At 73.4% G+C, this 15,133-nt stretch carries 13 protein-coding genes; 7 read left to right on the forward strand and 6 right to left on the reverse strand.

Annotated elements, in window-relative coordinates:
* Positions 1 to 63: 63 nt before the first annotated feature.
* Positions 64 to 867: a hypothetical protein gene (locus IE118_RS14030; protein WP_189558220.1), complete on the reverse strand. Its 804-nt coding sequence runs from the start codon at positions 865 to 867 to the stop codon at positions 64 to 66.
* A gap of 126 nt (positions 868 to 993) precedes the next feature.
* On the opposite strand from IE118_RS14030, the gene IE118_RS14035 reads away from it, so the two are divergent.
* Complete coding sequence (locus IE118_RS14035) at positions 994 to 2,205, forward strand: pyridoxal phosphate-dependent aminotransferase (protein ID WP_189558221.1); 1,212 nt, start codon at positions 994 to 996, stop codon at positions 2,203 to 2,205.
* A 92-nt stretch (positions 2,206 to 2,297) separates the two neighbouring features.
* The gene (locus IE118_RS14040) at positions 2,298 to 2,720 is read left to right on the forward strand and encodes an SCO4983 family protein (RefSeq protein ID WP_189558222.1); all 423 of its coding nucleotides are present in this window, start codon (positions 2,298 to 2,300) and stop codon (positions 2,718 to 2,720) included.
* Between the two features lie 98 nt (positions 2,721 to 2,818).
* Here the strand turns inward: IE118_RS14040 and IE118_RS14045 are convergent, their stop codons facing one another.
* Both IE118_RS14045 and IE118_RS14050 read right to left on the reverse strand, forming a co-directional pair.
* On the reverse strand, positions 2,819 to 3,124 hold the full coding sequence (locus IE118_RS14045; RefSeq protein ID WP_189558223.1) for a hypothetical protein: 306 nt from the start codon (positions 3,122 to 3,124) through the stop codon (positions 2,819 to 2,821).
* A 376-nt stretch (positions 3,125 to 3,500) separates the two neighbouring features.
* Positions 3,501 to 5,321: a phosphoenolpyruvate carboxykinase (GTP) gene (locus IE118_RS14050; protein WP_189558224.1), complete on the reverse strand. Its 1,821-nt coding sequence runs from the start codon at positions 5,319 to 5,321 to the stop codon at positions 3,501 to 3,503.
* 327 nt (positions 5,322 to 5,648) lie between these two features.
* Between IE118_RS14050 and trhA the strand changes: the two genes are divergently transcribed.
* From trhA to IE118_RS14065, 3 genes are all read left to right on the forward strand, one after another.
* Positions 5,649 to 6,353 carry a PAQR family membrane homeostasis protein TrhA gene (gene trhA / locus IE118_RS14055; protein WP_189558225.1) on the forward strand — a complete coding sequence of 235 codons (705 nt, stop codon included), beginning with the start codon at positions 5,649 to 5,651 and terminating at the stop codon, positions 6,351 to 6,353.
* A gap of 126 nt (positions 6,354 to 6,479) precedes the next feature.
* Positions 6,480 to 6,947, forward strand: a complete 468-nt coding sequence (locus tag IE118_RS14060) for an acyl-CoA-like ligand-binding transcription factor (protein ID WP_229846802.1) — start codon at positions 6,480 to 6,482, stop codon at positions 6,945 to 6,947.
* A gap of 13 nt (positions 6,948 to 6,960) precedes the next feature.
* On the forward strand, positions 6,961 to 7,692 hold the full coding sequence (locus IE118_RS14065; RefSeq protein WP_189558226.1) for a Mut7-C RNAse domain-containing protein: 732 nt from the start codon (positions 6,961 to 6,963) through the stop codon (positions 7,690 to 7,692).
* 175 nt (positions 7,693 to 7,867) lie between these two features.
* Here IE118_RS14065 and IE118_RS14070 read toward each other — a convergent pair whose 3' ends face one another.
* Complete coding sequence (locus IE118_RS14070) at positions 7,868 to 9,901, reverse strand: thioredoxin domain-containing protein (protein WP_189558227.1); 2,034 nt, start codon at positions 9,899 to 9,901, stop codon at positions 7,868 to 7,870.
* 148 nt (positions 9,902 to 10,049) lie between these two features.
* Between IE118_RS14070 and IE118_RS14075 the strand changes: the two genes are divergently transcribed.
* On the forward strand, positions 10,050 to 13,250 hold the full coding sequence (locus tag IE118_RS14075; protein WP_189558228.1) for a tetratricopeptide repeat protein: 3,201 nt from the start codon (positions 10,050 to 10,052) through the stop codon (positions 13,248 to 13,250).
* Positions 13,251 to 13,417: 167 nt separating this feature from the next.
* Here IE118_RS14075 and IE118_RS14080 read toward each other — a convergent pair whose 3' ends face one another.
* Positions 13,418 to 13,678 (reverse strand): hypothetical protein, encoded by a 261-nt coding sequence (locus tag IE118_RS14080; protein WP_189558229.1) that lies wholly within the window; start codon positions 13,676 to 13,678, stop codon positions 13,418 to 13,420.
* Positions 13,671 to 14,552: a mycothiol conjugate amidase Mca gene (mca, locus tag IE118_RS14085; RefSeq protein WP_189558230.1), complete on the reverse strand. Its 882-nt coding sequence runs from the start codon at positions 14,550 to 14,552 to the stop codon at positions 13,671 to 13,673. Before mca ends, IE118_RS14080 begins: the two co-directional genes overlap by 8 nt.
* A 148-nt stretch (positions 14,553 to 14,700) precedes the next feature.
* Between mca and IE118_RS14090 the strand changes: the two genes are divergently transcribed.
* On the forward strand, positions 14,701 to 15,099 hold the full coding sequence (locus IE118_RS14090; RefSeq protein WP_189558231.1) for a DUF4307 domain-containing protein: 399 nt from the start codon (positions 14,701 to 14,703) through the stop codon (positions 15,097 to 15,099).
* Positions 15,100 to 15,133: the final 34 nt, after the last annotated feature.

Below are 15,133 nucleotides of genomic sequence, written 5' to 3' on the forward strand. Positions count from 1 at the left end.
GTCCGGCGGGCCGGCCGCCCACCGGGCACCGGACCGCTTCGGGACGGCCGGCCGCGACCGCGCCTACCGGGACCGCTTCGGCCCCTGGCCCCGTCCCGGCCGTCCGTCGGAGTCGCCCGGACCAGGGTTGCCCGGCGGGGTGGAGGCGGTGGGGGTCGCCGTGGGGAGGCTCGGTGCGGAGGTGGTGGAGGTGTCGGTGGCGGGCGCGGACGGCGCCCCGCCCGGCTCCCGGTCCTCGGCGGAGGCGCTCGCGTCCGGGGAGGCGGGTCCGGCCGGCGGACCGCCGGTGGCGTCCGGCGGCGTCCCGGGCGGTGCGGACACATCGGCGCCGGCGGATGGCTCGTCGGACCGCCCGGTGGTCACGTCCTCCCGCTCGCCCCGGTCCCCGGCACCCTTGGAGGACGAGCCCGAGAAGGCGAAACCGGCGATCAGCGCCGCCACCGAGACGGCACCCACCGCCGACACGGCCACCACCCCGCGGCGTGCGCGCGGGGGTGCGGGGGCCCTGCGGCGGCCCCGCCCGCCGGGCCCCCGGCGCGCACCGCCGCCCGGCCCGTCCGGAGCGTCGCCCGCGGCTCCCCCGCCCCCGGGGCCGGGGTGCGGCCCCTCGCCGGGCCCCGGCATGCCGCCCTCCTCCGGTGCGGCCGCGTCGCCGCCGGCCGGCCCGGGCGGACCCGGCTCACCGGCGGCGACGGGGGGCAGTTCACGCGTCTCGTCGTACGCGTTCTGCCAGCCGTGAGCGGCGGCCGGGTCGGCGTAGGCGTCGTACGCCGGGGGCGGAGCGGACTGCGGGAGGTACACGCTCGGCGGATCCTGGGGAACCGGCACGCCGTTCCCCCCGCCGGCGTACCGGGATGCGCCGGCCATGAGCGCGGAGTGTAGAGAGATCACGCCCCCTGTGGACAGCGAACGGACATACCCAGGGAAACCCGACGCGTCCCACGTGGTGGAAAACACGGCCCGATGGGCCATACCGGGCCGTAAGCTCCCAGCATGCAGGTGATCCAGTCGACCAAGCTCGCCAACGTCTGTTACGAGATCCGGGGCCCGGTGCTCGAGGAGGCGATGCGGCTCGAAGCTGCCGGTCACCGCATCCTCAAGCTGAACACCGGCAACCCGGCGGCGTTCGGCTTCGAGTGCCCGCCCGAGATCCTGGAGGACATCCTCCGCAACGTGTCGACGGCCCACGGCTACGGCGACGCGAAGGGGCTGCTGGCCGCGCGCCGGGCGGTCGTGATGCACAACCAGACCCTCGGCATCGAGACCGACGTCGAGCACGTCTTCATCGGCAACGGCGTGTCCGAGCTGATCGTGATGGCGATGCAGGGCCTGCTGGACGACGGCGACGAGGTGCTCGTCCCGGCTCCCGACTACCCGCTGTGGACGGCGGCCGTCTCCCTCTCCGGCGGCACCGCGGTGCACTACCGCTGCGACGAGCAGTCCGACTGGATGCCGGACCTCGCCGACGTGGAGCGCAAGGTCACCGACCGCACCAAGGCCATCGTCATCATCAACCCGAACAACCCGACCGGCGCGGTCTACGACGAGGCGGTGATCAAGGGCCTCACCGACATCGCCCGCCGCCACAACCTGCTGGTCTGCTCGGACGAGATCTACGACAAGATCCTCTACGACGACGCCCGGCACATCCCGACCGCCTCCGTCGCCCCCGACCTGCTCACCCTCACCTTCAACGGCATGTCGAAGGCGTACCGGGTGGCCGGCTACCGGGTGGGCTGGATGTCGATCTCGGGCCCGCGCGCCCACGCCGACTCCTACATCGAGGGCCTGACGGTCCTGGCGAACATGCGCCTGTGCGCGAACATGCCGGGCCAGCACGGCGTGGTCGCGGCGCTCAGCGGACGCCAGACGATCAACGAGCTGGTGCTGCCCGGCGGACGGCTGCGCGAGCAGCGGGACACCGCCTACGAGCTGCTGACCCAGATCCCGGGCGTCAGCTGCGTGAAGCCGAAGGGCGCGCTGTACCTCTTCCCCCGCCTCGACCCCGACGTCTTCAAGGTCAAGGACGACCGCCGCATGGTCCTGGACCTGCTGCGCCGCGAGAAGATCATGGTCGTCCAGGGCACCGGCTTCAACTGGCCGGAGCCCGACCACTTCCGGATCGTCACCCTGCCGTCGGCCACCGACCTCCGGGACGCGATGGGCCGTATCGCCCGCTTCCTGGACGGCTACAGCCAGCCGTGACAACCGTGACATCCGTCTGATCTTGTGAACGACTCAACTTTAGATTGAATCCAAGCTAGGATGGCTTCCTGTCAGCACCCAGGAGGCCATCCATGTACGAGCCGATCCGTGACAAGTCGGTCCACAGCACGATGGCCGGCACCCCCCACGACTTCCCCCACCGTTCCCGCGAGGAAGAGCTGGACATCCAGCTCGCGGGGCATCTCGCCGCGCTGCTCGCCGTCACCGACGAGCTGCGCACGGCGGCCCCCTCGGCCGGGCTGGACACCGCCGCCGAGCGGCTCACCGAGCAGGTCGCCCGCCTGCGGGGAGGACGTACGCCGGCCCGCGTGCCGGCGAGGACCACGGGCCGCGAGCAGAACGCGGCGGCCCTGCACCGGCGCGCCCACGCCCTCGCGGGCCGCGCCCTGGTCGTCGCCGCGTCCCGCGCCGACACGGCGGTGGCGATCCTCGCCGCCGAACAGATGGACGTGCACGCCGCGGCCCTCCAGCCGCGCGCCCTCGCGTCCCGCTGAGCCCTCCGGGCTCCCACCGACGGCCCCGGTCCGCGCGCACCCGCAGCGACGCGCGGACCGGGCGCCCTCAATCCCCGGCAGCCGCCCGGGCGGGGCGGTCAGCGCCAGTCGCCGATGAGCCAGGCGACGAGACGGGGACGCCCCGCCCACGGCTCGCACGGCACCACCGCCTCGGTGGAGAGGAAGTCGGTGGTGACCACCGCTTCGAGCCGGTCGACCGACCGCCCCACGTGGACGGAGACGTCACCGGGTTCCGCGACCACCGACGCGTCGTGGGCGGGGGGCGGTGCGGCGACGGAGCAGCCGACGTAGGGCAGGGGCTGGCCGAGGTACCAGCCGCCGACGAACACGGCGTACAGCAGCGCGGCGCCGCCCAGACGGCGCGGAGTGATCCAAGTGGGCACCGCCGCAGTGTTCCAGAGCCGGCGCGGCACCGCCTCCCTTTCTTCGCCCGGCACCTCGGCCGACGCCACCGGCCGGAGTCCCGCCGGAAGCGGCGACGGCCGAGCGCTCCGGCCGACGGTGGGCGTCGGCCGGAGCGCTCGGGCACGCGTCGGCACGTTCGTGAGCCCTCTGGGTGGGCCGTGCCGAAGGGGCGGGGGTGGGTCCGCCGTCGCCGGGTCCCGTCGGGGCGGACGGAGGGGGCGGCGGCCGGCCCGGTACCCCGTACGCCGTTGTACGGGGCCCGCCGGTGTGTTCCGCGGCCGGTCGTGGCGTGACGATCGCTGGTCAGGGCATCCTCAAACCGAGTACCGACCGGCCGCGGGGTCTGTGCGGGCCTCAGCCCAGGCGCCGCACCAGGGCGCGGTACTCGTCCCACAGCTCCTCGGGCGTGTGCTCGCCGAAGGTGTTGAGGTGCTCGGGGACCAGGGCGGCCTCCTCGCGCCACACGTCCTTGTCGACGGTGAGCAGGAAGTCCAGGTCGGCGTCGGAGAGGTCCAGGCCGTCGGTGTCCAGGGCGGCCTTGGCCGGGAGCACCCCGATGGGGGTCTCGACGCCCTCCGCCTTGCCGTCGAGGCGCTCCACGATCCACTTCAGGACGCGGGAGTTCTCGCCGAAGCCGGGCCAGACGAAGCGGCCCTCGTCGTCCTTGCGGAACCAGTTGACGTAGTAGATCTTCGGCAGCTTGGACTGGTCCTTGTCCTTGGCCACGTCGATCCAGTGCGCCATGTAGTCGCCCATGTTGTAGCCGCAGAACGGCAGCATGGCGAACGGGTCGCGGCGCAGCTCGCCGACCTTGCCCTCGGCGGCGGCGGTCTTCTCGGAGGCCACGTTGGCGCCGAGGAAGACGCCGTGGTTCCAGTCGAAGGACTCCGTCACCAGCGGTACGGCGCTGGCGCGGCGGCCGCCGAAGAGGATCGCGGAGATCGGCACGCCCTTGGGGTCCTCCCACTCCGGCGCGATGATCGGGCACTGCGCGGCGGGAGTGGTGAAGCGGGCGTTGGGGTGGGCGGCGGGCGTGCCGGACTCGGGGGTCCAGTCGTTGCCCTTCCAGTCGGTGAGGTGGGCCGGGGTCTCCTCCGTCATGCCCTCCCACCACACGTCGTTGTCGTCGGTGAGGGCGACGTTGGTGAAGACCGAGTTGCCCCACAGGGTCTTCATGGCGTTGGCGTTGGTGTGCTCGCCGGTGCCGGGGGCGACGCCGAAGAACCCGGCCTCGGGGTTGATGGCGTACAGGCGGCCGTCCTCGCCGAAGCGCATCCAGGCGATGTCGTCGCCGATCGTCTCGACCGTCCAGCCCGAGATGGTCGGCTCCAGCATGGCGAGGTTGGTCTTGCCGCAGGCGGACGGGAAGGCGGCGGCGACGTACTTGGACTCGCCGTGCGGCGGGGTGAGCTTGAGGATGAGCATGTGCTCGGCCAGCCAGCCCTCGTCGCGGGCCATGACGGACGCGATGCGCAGCGCGTAGCACTTCTTGCCGAGCAGGGCGTTGCCGCCGTAGCCGGAGCCGTAGGACCAGATCTCGCGGTCCTCGGGGAAGTGGGAGATGTACTTGGTCTGGTTGCAGGGCCAGGGGACGTCCTCCTGGCCGGGCTCCAGCGGGGCGCCGACCGAGTGCACGGCCTTGACGAAGAAGCCGTCGGAGCCGAGCTCGTCCAGGACCGGGCGGCCCATGCGGGTCATGGTGCGCATGGACACGGCGACGTACGCGGAGTCGGTGATCTCGACGCCGATGGCGGACAGCGGCGAGCCGAGGGGGCCCATGCAGAAGGGCACGACGTACATGGTGCGGCCCTTCATGGAGCCGCGGAAGACGCCCTTCTCGCCCTGGAAGATCTCCCGCATCTCGGCGGGGGCCTTCCAGTGGTTGGTCGGGCCGGCGTCCTGCTCCTTCTCGGAACAGATGAACGTCCGGTCCTCGACGCGGGCGACGTCGGTGGGGTCGGAGGCCGCGTAGTAGGAGTTGGGGCGCTTGATCGGGTCGAGTTTCCTGAAGGTGCCCTTGGCCACGAGCTCCTCGCACAGGCGCTCGTACTCGGCTTCCGAGCCGTCGCACCAGACCACGTTGTCCGGCTGGGTCAGCTCTGCGATCTCGTCGACCCAGGAGATCAGTCCCTGGTGGGTGGTGGGGACGCCGGGTTCCGCGATGTCGCGCGCCACGTTTGCTCCTAGATGAGGGGGTTTTTGTTTGGAGGCCCCGTGGGGGCTGCGACCCGGATGCGGCACGGTGGTGCGCTGCGCGCTCATCCGGTGTCGACCGCACTCATTTGATCATCCGACGCGAGCGCCCATCTGTCCAGAGGGCCGCACAGGTGAGCAACGTGACGCTGACCACGGTCTTTGACGCGGCTTTACCTTCACGTTGGGCAGATCTGAATATTTCTTTGCGTGACATGCCGCCCGGAGGGGGTGAGATGATGGCCACTGCGCCCGCCCGACGGGTCACCGGCATCCGCAACCTACGGTTCCGTAGGTACGATGCGGAGCATGACTGCGTTCGCCCCCGACGCCCCCGCGGATCCGCCGGCCGACGGCCCCGGACCGGTGGCGACCTCTCTTCCGCACCCCGTCAAACCCAGACTCCGCGGCTGGCTGCACCTCGCCATGTTCCCCGCCGCCCTGGTGGCCGGGCTGGTGCTCACCGCCTTCGCCGACTCGCCCCGCGGCCGCCTCGCCTGCGGGATCTACGCGCTGACGGCCTGCCTGCTGTTCGGCGTGAGCGCGCTGTACCACCGGGGCGACTGGAGCCCCCGCATGGACGGCGTCCTCCGCCGCCTGGACCACGCCAACATCTTCCTGATCATCGCGGGCACCTACACCCCGCTGACCATCCTGCTGCTGCCCGAGTCCAAGGGACGGCTGCTGCTCTGGGGGATCTGGGCGGCCGCCGCCGCCGGGATACTCTTCCGGGTCTTCTGGGTCGGCGCCCCCCGCTGGCTCTACACGCCCTGCTACATCGCGATGGGCTGGGCGGCCGTCTTCTTCCTCCCGGACTTCATGCGCGCCGGCGGCGTCGCCGTGCTCGTCCTGGTGGTCGTGGGCGGCCTGCTCTACAGCGCGGGCGGCATCATCTACGGCCTCAAGAAACCCAACCCGTCCCCGCGCTGGTTCGGCTTCCACGAGGTCTTCCACTCGTTCACCCTGGCCGCCTTCATCTCCCACTACGTGGGGATCTCCCTGGTGGCGTACTAGCACCCGGCGGGGCAGGCCGCCCCGGGACGAGGGCCGCGGCGCCTGCGCCGCGGCCCTCCGCATCGCCGCACCGCGGGAGCGCCGCGCTGTGGCCGCCGCCGGGGCGGATGGCCGAGAACGCACCCCATGACGGCCGCACGTTCCCCCTCGCCCCCGGCGACCCGCCCCGCCCGGGGCTGCGCGAGCGGAAGAAGATCAGGACCCGCGAGGTCCGACGAACCCTGGCCGGCCGCCGTGCGGCAGGCGATGCGCAGGGCCGTCGGTCTCGCGATGACCGAGCAGCCGGAGGCGACCCTGCTGCGGGCGCGCCTGACGGCCGAGGTGCCCGCGGTGCGCTCCCGGATGCCGGAGAGCCTGTCGGCCACCGGCCGCCTGGTCGCCGAGGCCGTCGCCCGGCGCACCGGGCCCGACCCGGACGGCCTGGAGGTGCGGGTCTGTGCGACGGCGCCGGCCGGCGGTCTGCTGGAGGCCTCGCGGTACACGGCCGAACGCGGCCACACCGACGACCTCGCCGACCTCGTCGACCGGGCCCCGGACGTGTTCGAACACGGTCCGCCCGCCCGGAAATCCCGTGGGCCGGCAGCCCGGACATGACATCCTTGGCCGGGTGAACGGTCCCGAGATCCATGTCGAGTTCGCCCCCGGACTGCTGCTCTTCGTGCCCCGGGCCCGGCCCACCGGCGCCCTGCGGACCACCACCGACGGCGTCTCCACCCTGGGCCACGTCGTCGAGTCCCTCGGAGTCCCGCTGACCGAGGTCGGCACGCTGCTCGTGGACGGCCGCGAGGTACCGGCCGGGCACGTCCCGGCCGCGGGCGAGTCGGTGACCGTACGCCCGTACGCCCACCCCCAGCGGGTGCCGGGCGCTCCCCTGCGCTTCCTGCTCGACGTGCACCTCGGCACGCTCGCGCGCCGGCTGCGGCTGCTGGGCGTCGACACGGCGTACGAGTCGACCGACATCGGTGACCCGGCGCTGGCCGCGCGGTCGGCGGCGGAGCGGCGGGTCATGCTCAGCCGCGACCGGGGGCTGCTGCGGCGCCGCGAACTGTGGGCGGGAGCGTTCGTGTACAGCACCCAGCCGGAGGAGCAACTCCGGTACGTGCTGGAGCGGTTCGATCCGGAACTGCGGCCGTGGACGCGGTGCACCGCCTGCAACGGGCTGCTGCGCGAGGCCGTCAAGGAAGAGGTCGCCGACCAGCTGCGGAGCGGTACGCACCGCACCTACGACGTGTTCGCCCAGTGCTCCGACTGCGGCCGCGCCTACTGGAAGGGCGCCCACCACGAGCAGTTGGTGGCCATCGTGGAACGGGCCGTCGCGTCCCGCTCCGAGCGGGACTGAGGCGGGCGCCCGAGCCGGTGGGGGACGCGCCGTGGAGAGGCCGCTCCGTGGGGAGACCGCGCCGTGGAGAGGCCGCGCCGTGGGAACCGCGGGTCCGTGGTGGCCGGTCGGCGCGGTTTCCCGCGCACCCGCGGGGGCGCTCGGCACGGCGTGAGGTCCTGCTGCTGCCGTCCCTTCAGCCGCCCAGCGCGGAGCGCAGCCGGCCGGGGTCGGCCGTCGGTGCGTCGCAGGTGAAGTTGCGGCAGACGTAGGCGGCCGGCTCGCCTCCGACGAGGGGGCGGTCGGCGAGCAGCGGGAACTCGTCGCTCTCCGGGGTCCCGACGGCGACCACCGCGCCGGGCGCGGTACCCAGGAGTGCCGTGCGGTGCAGCGCCGTCGTCGCCGGGTCGTCGAGCGCCGGGCCCACCACCGCGATCTCCCGGGGGCCGTCCAGCAGGGCCTCGGCGACCGCCAGACCCCACCCGATGAACCGCGGCACCCGCGGCCCGAGCGCCTTCACCACACCCAGCGCCCGCTCCGCCGCCGCCCGGTGCGGTGCGGAGCCGGTGTGCGCGGCGTAGCCGAGGAGCGCGCCCGCGGCGGCCGTCCACCCGGACGGGGCGGCGTTGTCGGTCGGGTCCTGCGGACGCCGGATGAGCCGCTCCGCGTCCGACGCCGTGTCGTACAGCGCGCCCGAGGCCTCATCGGTGAAACGGGTGAGGATGTGGTCGACCAGCAGCCCGGAGAACTCCAGCCACACCCCCTCGCCGGTCACCGCCGCGAGCGCCAGGAAGCCCTCGGCGACGTCGGCGTAGTCCTCCAGCACCCCCGCGTTGGCGCCGAGGTGCCCGTCCTTGCTGGTGCGGGCGATGCGGGCCTGCTCGTCGAGGTGCAGCCGCACCAGCAGGTCACCCGCGGCGACCGCGGCCTCCGTGAGGTCCGGGCGGCCGAAGTACGCCCCGGTCTCGGCGAGCGCGGCGATCGCCAGCCCGTTCCACGCGGCGACCACCTTGTCGTCCCGGCCGGGGGCGGGACGGGCCGCGCGGGCCGCGAGCAGCCGCTCCCTGATGCCGTCGATCCGCGCGGCGTCGAACACCTCGTCCCGCTGCGGAAGCTGGAGCACGGAGGCGCCCTCCTCGAAGGTGCCCTCCTCGGTCACCCCGAAGTACCGGGCGGCGAGTTCGGCGTCCGCCTCCCCGAGCACCTCCCGCAGCTGCGCCGGCGTCCACACGTAGTACGCGCCCTCCACGTGCCGACCGCTGCCGTCGTCGCTGTCCGCGTCCAGCGCGGAGGCGAACCCGCCCTCGGGGGTGCGCAGTTCACGGACCATGAAGTCGGCCGTCTCCAGCGCCACCCGGCGCGCGAGCTCCGACCCCGTCGCCCGCCACAGGTGCGCGTACGCCCGGCACAGCAGCGCGTTGTCGTAGAGCATCTTCTCGAAGTGCGGCACCACCCAGTCCCGGTCCACGGAGTACCGCGCGAAACCGCCGCCGAGCTGGTCGTAGATCCCTCCGCGCGCCATCCGCTCGCACGTGTCCGACGCCATCTGCAGCGCGCCCTCCGCCCCGGTGCGGGCGTGGTGCCGCAGCAGGAACTCGATCACCATGGACGGCGGGAACTTCGGCGCCCCGCCGAAGCCGCCCCGCTGGGCGTCGTACTCCCGGGTCAGCCCGAGCAGCGCCTGGGCGAGCTCCTGCTCCCCGGGCACCCGGTCGTCACCGTAGGGCATCACCCGCTCCGCCAGGTCCCGCGTGATCTTCCCGGCGACCTCGTCGACCTCGCCCCGCCGATCGTCCCAGGCCTGGCGGACGCCCTGCAGCACCTGCCGGAACGACGGCATGCCGTGCCGGGGCGCGGGCGGGAAGTAGGTACCGAAGTAGAACGGCTCGGCGTCCGGCGTGAGGAACACCGTCATCGGCCAGCCCCCCTGCCCGGTCGCCGCCTGCACCGCCTCCATGTAGACGGCGTCCACGTCGGGGCGTTCCTCGCGGTCCACCTTGACGCTGACGAAGTGCGCGTTCATGTCGTCGGCGGTGTCCCGGTCCTCGAAGGACTCGTGCGCCATCACGTGGCACCAGTGGCAGCTGGAGTAGCCGACACTCAGCAGCACCGGCACGTCGCGCCGCCGCGCCTCCTCGAACGCCTCCCGCGACCACGGCCACCAGTCGACCGGGTTGTCGGCGTGCTGCAGCAGGTACGGGGACGTCTCGTGGGCCAGTCGGTTCGGCATGGTGTCCATCCTGCCGCAGTACCCCTCCAGGAGCCCGGCAGCACACAGCGGGGAGATCCGGCCCTCTCCCCACGGCGGCCCTCGCACGACACACTTGTGACCAGGGAACGCGGCCGGGACCGGCCGACGCCGCCGGAGGGGGACAGACATGCGGGACAGTCATCGGGCGGAAGCCGAGCGGCTGTTGACGCGGGCAGTGGAGGAGGAGGTGCGCCGGTCGGGCGGGCGCACCGACGGAAAGGCGCTGCTGGCGCGGGCGCGCGGGGCACTGGACACGATGGCGCAGCCGGCGGCCGAGGAGTACGCGGCCTACACGCGCGCCCTGGACGAGGCGGAGGCCGGGCGGCTCACCTTCCGGCAGCGCTACGCCCGCGAGGGCGCCGGAACGCCGCTGCTCGTGGCCGGTGTGGCGGGCGTCGCGGCCATGGTCGCCGACATGGCGCTCGGGACCGGCACCGGTACGGCGCTCGGCGCGGGGGTGACCGCCGGGGTCGTCGGGGCGGCCGCGACCGTGGTGAAGGTGGCCGGCACCCATGTGCCCGCCGCCCACCACCGGGCGGGCGCGGCCGGCCAGCCGGGCGGGCCGGAGCAGCTGCGGCTGCAGTGGCTGACGGCGCTGGAGGTGCGCGGCATCCGGCCGTTCCTCGACCAGCAGCGGGTACTGGCCGCGTCCACGGACCCGAAGAAGGCGGGCCCGCGGCTGCGTGGCGCCGACAAGAGCGCCGCGGCCCGCGGACGCAGCGTGCTGGGGCAGTCGTTCGGGCAGCTGCCGGAGCCGCTGGGTCCGTTCGCGGGGCGGCGGCAGGAGCTGGCGCGGATCCGGCAGTGGGTGCAGGCGGGCCGCGCGAGCACGGAGACCCGGCCGACGGTGGTGGTCCTGCACGGGGCGTCCGGCAGCGGCCGCACGGCGCTGGCCGTGCGCGCCACCCACGAGCTGAAGGACCACTTCCGCGGGGCGTGCGTCGTGGACCTGCGCGGCGACAGCCCCGGCGAAGCCCCGCTGTCCACGCGGGACGCGCTGCTGCATCTGCTGAACCGGCTGGGGGCGCCCCGCGAGCAGCTGCTGTTCCGCGAGAGGTCCTCCCCGGACCAGCAGGTCAAGCGGCTGAGCGAGCTGTACCACCAGCACCTGACCGGGATGCCGGTCACCGTCGTGCTGGACGACGCCTGCGATCCGCAGCAGGTGCGCACGCTGATCCCGGAGCGGTCCGACAGCCTGGTCCTGGTCACCGCGCGGGCGCCCCTCGGACTCCCCGACGACCTGCCGGCCCGGGTGCACCAACTGCCGGTGGAGCCGCTGGACGCGGCGGGCGCGGAGGAGCTCCTGTCCGCCGTGGCGCAGGACTCCACGGGCCCCTACGACGCCGAGTCCGCCGAGCGGGTGCGGGAGCTGTGCGGGGGCCTGCCGCTGGCGCTGCGGGCCGCCGGCGCCGCCCTGGGCCCGCGTTCACCGCTCGCCCTCGCCACCGACCTGGGCGCGTACGGGCCCGTCGATCCGGTCGAGCGGGCACTGTGGCTGCGCTACACCGACCAGCCGGAGACCGTACGGCGGCTGCTGCGGCGCCTCGCGCTGGCCGGACGGGCCTCACTCGGCGCGGCGGCCGCTGCGGCGCTCCTCGCCACCGACGAGGCCGAGGCGACCCGGCAGCTGACCGCGCTGCACCGCGCCGGGCTGATCGACCGCGTACGGCACAGCCGCTACCGGCTGCACGACCTGGTCCGCGCCTTCGCTCTGGCCCGGCTCCACGACGAGGAGGACCCGGCCGAGCGGACGGCGGCGCAGGAGCGGCTGATCGTCGACTACGCCGAGCTGGCCGACTCGGTGCTGCGGCTCGTCGACGGCAACATGTCGACCCGCTCGGACCGCTTCAGCCCATACGGCTTCACCTCGCTGGAGGAGGCGCTGCGCTGGCTGGACGACGAGTCGAGCTTCATCACGGCGGCGCTGCGGCACGCCGAGGGCGTGGACCGGCGGGCGGTGCTGAACCTGCTGGGCGCGCTGTGCGACTACTGCCTGCTGCGCGGCGACCTCTACCGGCTCGGGGAGATCAACGAGCTGGCGCAGGCCGTGGACGAGGGGCTGCTGGTCCGCTCGGTGCAGTGGCGCACGGGTATCGCGGCACGTCAGCTGGGCGAACTGGACAAGGCCCGCACGACCCTGACGTCGGTGGTGGACCTGTACCGGGAGGCGCAGCACAGCGCGGGTGCGGCCCGGGCCCTGACCTCGCTCGGCATCACGCTGCACCACCAGGGCAACCTGAGCGAGGCGTCGGCGCGGCTGCGGGAGGCGATGGACCTCCAGGCCGCACCGGAGCTGGCCACGGACCGCGCCTGGACGATGCACGCGCTCGCGGCGGTGGAACGGGACCGGGCCCGGCTGTCCGAGGCCTTGGACCTGCTCATCGAGTCACTGGTGCTGCACCGCGCGGGCGAGTCCGTGCACGGGCAGGCGTGGGCGCACTTCCAGCTGGGGCAGCTGAACCTGCGCATGGGGGACGTGCCCCGCGCCGAGACCGAGCTGCGGACGGCCCTGGAGCTGTACGGCCGTACCCGCGACGCCCGCGGGGAGGCGTGGGCGCTGACCGAGCTGGCGCGGGCCCGGCTGGTCGACGGCGAGGCCCCGCCGGCGGTGGAGGAGCTGCGGCGGGCCGCCGCCCGGCACCGCGACAACGAGGACGCGCGGGGCGAGGCGTGGACGCTGTACTACCTGGGGCAGGCGCTGGAGGAGACCGGCGACCTGGACCGTGCGGTGCGTGAGCTGGAGCGCGCCCGCACGATGTTCTCCCGCATGCGGGACGTCTACGGGCTGGCCTGCGCCCGGCACCACTCGGCGCGGGTGACCCGGGACCAGCGGGCGGCGAGGACCGGGTCGCTGCGCAACTCCGGATTCGCCCGCCAGCTGCTGGTGGACGCGCGCGCCGACTTCCAGCGCATCGGGGTGGCCCACGGCGAGGCGTGGACCTGCCTGGAACTGGCGGTCGTCGACGCGGGCAACGCGCGCACGCAGCAGGCGCTGGCGCTGTGCGACGAGGCGGTGACGCTGTTCGCGTCGTACGGCGACCGGCGCGGCGAGGACTGGGCCCGCTTCCTGCGCTGCACGCTGCTGCCGTACGCGGCCCCGGGCGGCACCGAGGTCGGCACGGCGGTGGCCCAGGAGGAACTCACCCAGCTGGCCCGCGCCCCCCACGCCACCCGCGACCCGAAGCTGACCGACTGCGCGGAGGCCTACCTGCTCCTCCTGGAACGCGGAGTCACCCTGGAGGCGGGCTGGCAGGCCTGGAACCTCGGCCTCGTCCCCAGCCGTCACGCCCGCGAGGTGATGGGGGTGCCGGTCAGCGAGAAGGCCTGAGGCCCCGGGCACCGGTCGACGAGATGGCGTGAGGCCTCCGGGTGCCGGTCAGCGGGAAGGCATGAGCCCCCGGGTGCGCGCCGGGCGGGCCGGTGGGACGGCGTGAGCCCCGGGTGCCGGTCCGCGCCGGCACCGGGCCCCGCCTCGCACCGCCCGGCCGCCGGGGGTCAGCCCTGCTTCCCGGCGCCCTTGCCCGCGGTCTCGGTCGCGGTCGCCCTCGCGGAGCCATCCGTCTCCTCGGACTCCGCGAAGTTCACCCGCCCCATGTGCCGGTTCATCGACTTCATCAGGGCCCACACCGCGAGGGCCATCACCGCGAACACGATGAACCCCAGGACACCGGGGGTCACCTTGTCCTCGTCGAGTTCCTTGGCGAGGGGCACCAGGTGGGTCATTGCCAGGCTTGCGCTTGCGCTCATGTCAGGCATTGTCCCGGATGCCCGCGAAGAGGTCGTCCTCGGGGAGGGAGGTATCGACGAGCGACTTCGCCAGCTCGTACTCCTCCGTCGGCCACACCTCCCGCTGGAGCTCCAGCGGCACCCGGAACCACCCCCCGTCCGGATCGATCTGCGTGGCGTGCGCGATCAGCGCCTTGTCACGGATCTCGAAGAAGTCGCCGCACGGCACGTGCGTGGTCAGCGTGCGCTCCTTGCGCTCGAACTCGCTCCAGCGCTTGAGCCAGTCCCCGTAGGGCGACTCCAGGCCCCGGTCCAGCATCGCCTGGTGCAGCGCCTCGGTGCGGGGACGGTTGAAGCCCTGGTTGTAGTACACCTTGAGCGGCTGGTAGGCGGGGCCGTACTCGTCCTCCGGGTACTTCGCGGTGTCCGCCGCGCCCTCGAAGGCCACCATCGTGATCTTGTGGGTCATGATGTGGTCGGGGTGCGGGTAGCCGCCGTTCTCGTCGTAGGTGGTGATCACCTGAGGACGGAAGGAGCGGATCCTGCGCACCAGCTCGCCGGCCGCCTTGTCGACGTCCTCCAGGGCGAAACAGCCCTCCGGCAGCGGCGGCAGCGGGTCGCCCTCGGGCAGCCCGGAGTCGACGAAGCCGAGCCACTCCTGCTTCACACCGAGGATCTCGCGGGCCTCGTCCATCTCCTTCCGGCGCACCTCGTGGATGTTCTCCTCGATGTACGCGTCCCCCTGGAGCTTCGGGTTGAGGATGGAGCCGCGCTCCCCGCCCGTGCAGGTCACGACCAGCACGTCCACCCCCTCGGACACGTACTTCGCCATGGTGGCCGCGCCCTTGCTCGACTCGTCGTCGGGGTGGGCGTGCACGGCCATCAGTCGCAGCTGGTCAGTCAAGACTCAATCCTCAAGTCGTTGGGCGCCCTGTGTGCGGTGGCGCAGTCGCGGGCTTCTATAGTGACCGAATCGGGGGACGAATAATTCCGGGGTTCCGCTCCGGGACCCAATACGGGGACACCGGCCCCTTCCTGCCGAGGAGACGATCATGAGTACGTCGAGCACGCGGCTGCCCGAGGGCCGCTACGGCCGCTCCTCGGACGAGCGTGCCGACCGCACCCTCAAGGTCGTCGGCGCCGTACTGGGGGCCCTGCTCCTCGGGCTGATCGGCTGGTTCGGCTACCACTACGTGGCCAAGAACGAGATCAGCGGCGAGCTGATCCGCTTCGAGATCTCCGAGCAGTCGGTCCAGGTGCACCTGGAGGTGCACAAGGACGCGGGTGTGGCCGGCTACTGCACGGTGCGCTCCCAGGCGGAGGACGGCGCCGAGGTGGGCCGCGCCGACTTCCGCTTCGACGAGGACGCCACCCGCGTCGACGAGGTCGTCACGCTGCGCACGACCTCCCAGGCCACCAGCGCGGAGCTGGTCGGCTGCCACGCCGAGTGATGTGGTGGGGAATACCCGGCCGCTGACCTGCGCT

The organism is Streptomyces pilosus (assembly GCF_014649835.1).
GTDB classification, from domain to species: Bacteria; Actinomycetota; Actinomycetes; order Streptomycetales; family Streptomycetaceae; genus Streptomyces; species Streptomyces pilosus.

Excerpts from the sequence above, each read along its gene's own strand:
- IE118_RS14060 (WP_229846802.1), top strand. The coding sequence starts at position 6,480 with ATGACGGCCGCACGTTCCCCCTCGCCCCCGGCGACCCGCCCCGCCCGG.
- IE118_RS14080 (WP_189558229.1), bottom strand. The coding sequence starts at position 13,678 with ATGCCTGACATGAGCGCAAGCGCAAGCCTGGCAATGACCCACCTGGTG.
- IE118_RS14030 (WP_189558220.1), bottom strand. The coding sequence starts at position 867 with ATGGCCGGCGCATCCCGGTACGCCGGCGGGGGGAACGGCGTGCCGGTT.
- trhA (WP_189558225.1), top strand. The coding sequence starts at position 5,649 with ATGACTGCGTTCGCCCCCGACGCCCCCGCGGATCCGCCGGCCGACGGC.
- IE118_RS14035 (WP_189558221.1), top strand. The coding sequence starts at position 994 with ATGCAGGTGATCCAGTCGACCAAGCTCGCCAACGTCTGTTACGAGATC.
- IE118_RS14070 (WP_189558227.1), bottom strand. The coding sequence starts at position 9,901 with ATGCCGAACCGACTGGCCCACGAGACGTCCCCGTACCTGCTGCAGCAC.
- IE118_RS14090 (WP_189558231.1), top strand. The coding sequence starts at position 14,701 with ATGAGTACGTCGAGCACGCGGCTGCCCGAGGGCCGCTACGGCCGCTCC.
- IE118_RS14075 (WP_189558228.1), top strand. The coding sequence starts at position 10,050 with ATGCGGGACAGTCATCGGGCGGAAGCCGAGCGGCTGTTGACGCGGGCA.
- IE118_RS14040 (WP_189558222.1), top strand. The coding sequence starts at position 2,298 with ATGTACGAGCCGATCCGTGACAAGTCGGTCCACAGCACGATGGCCGGC.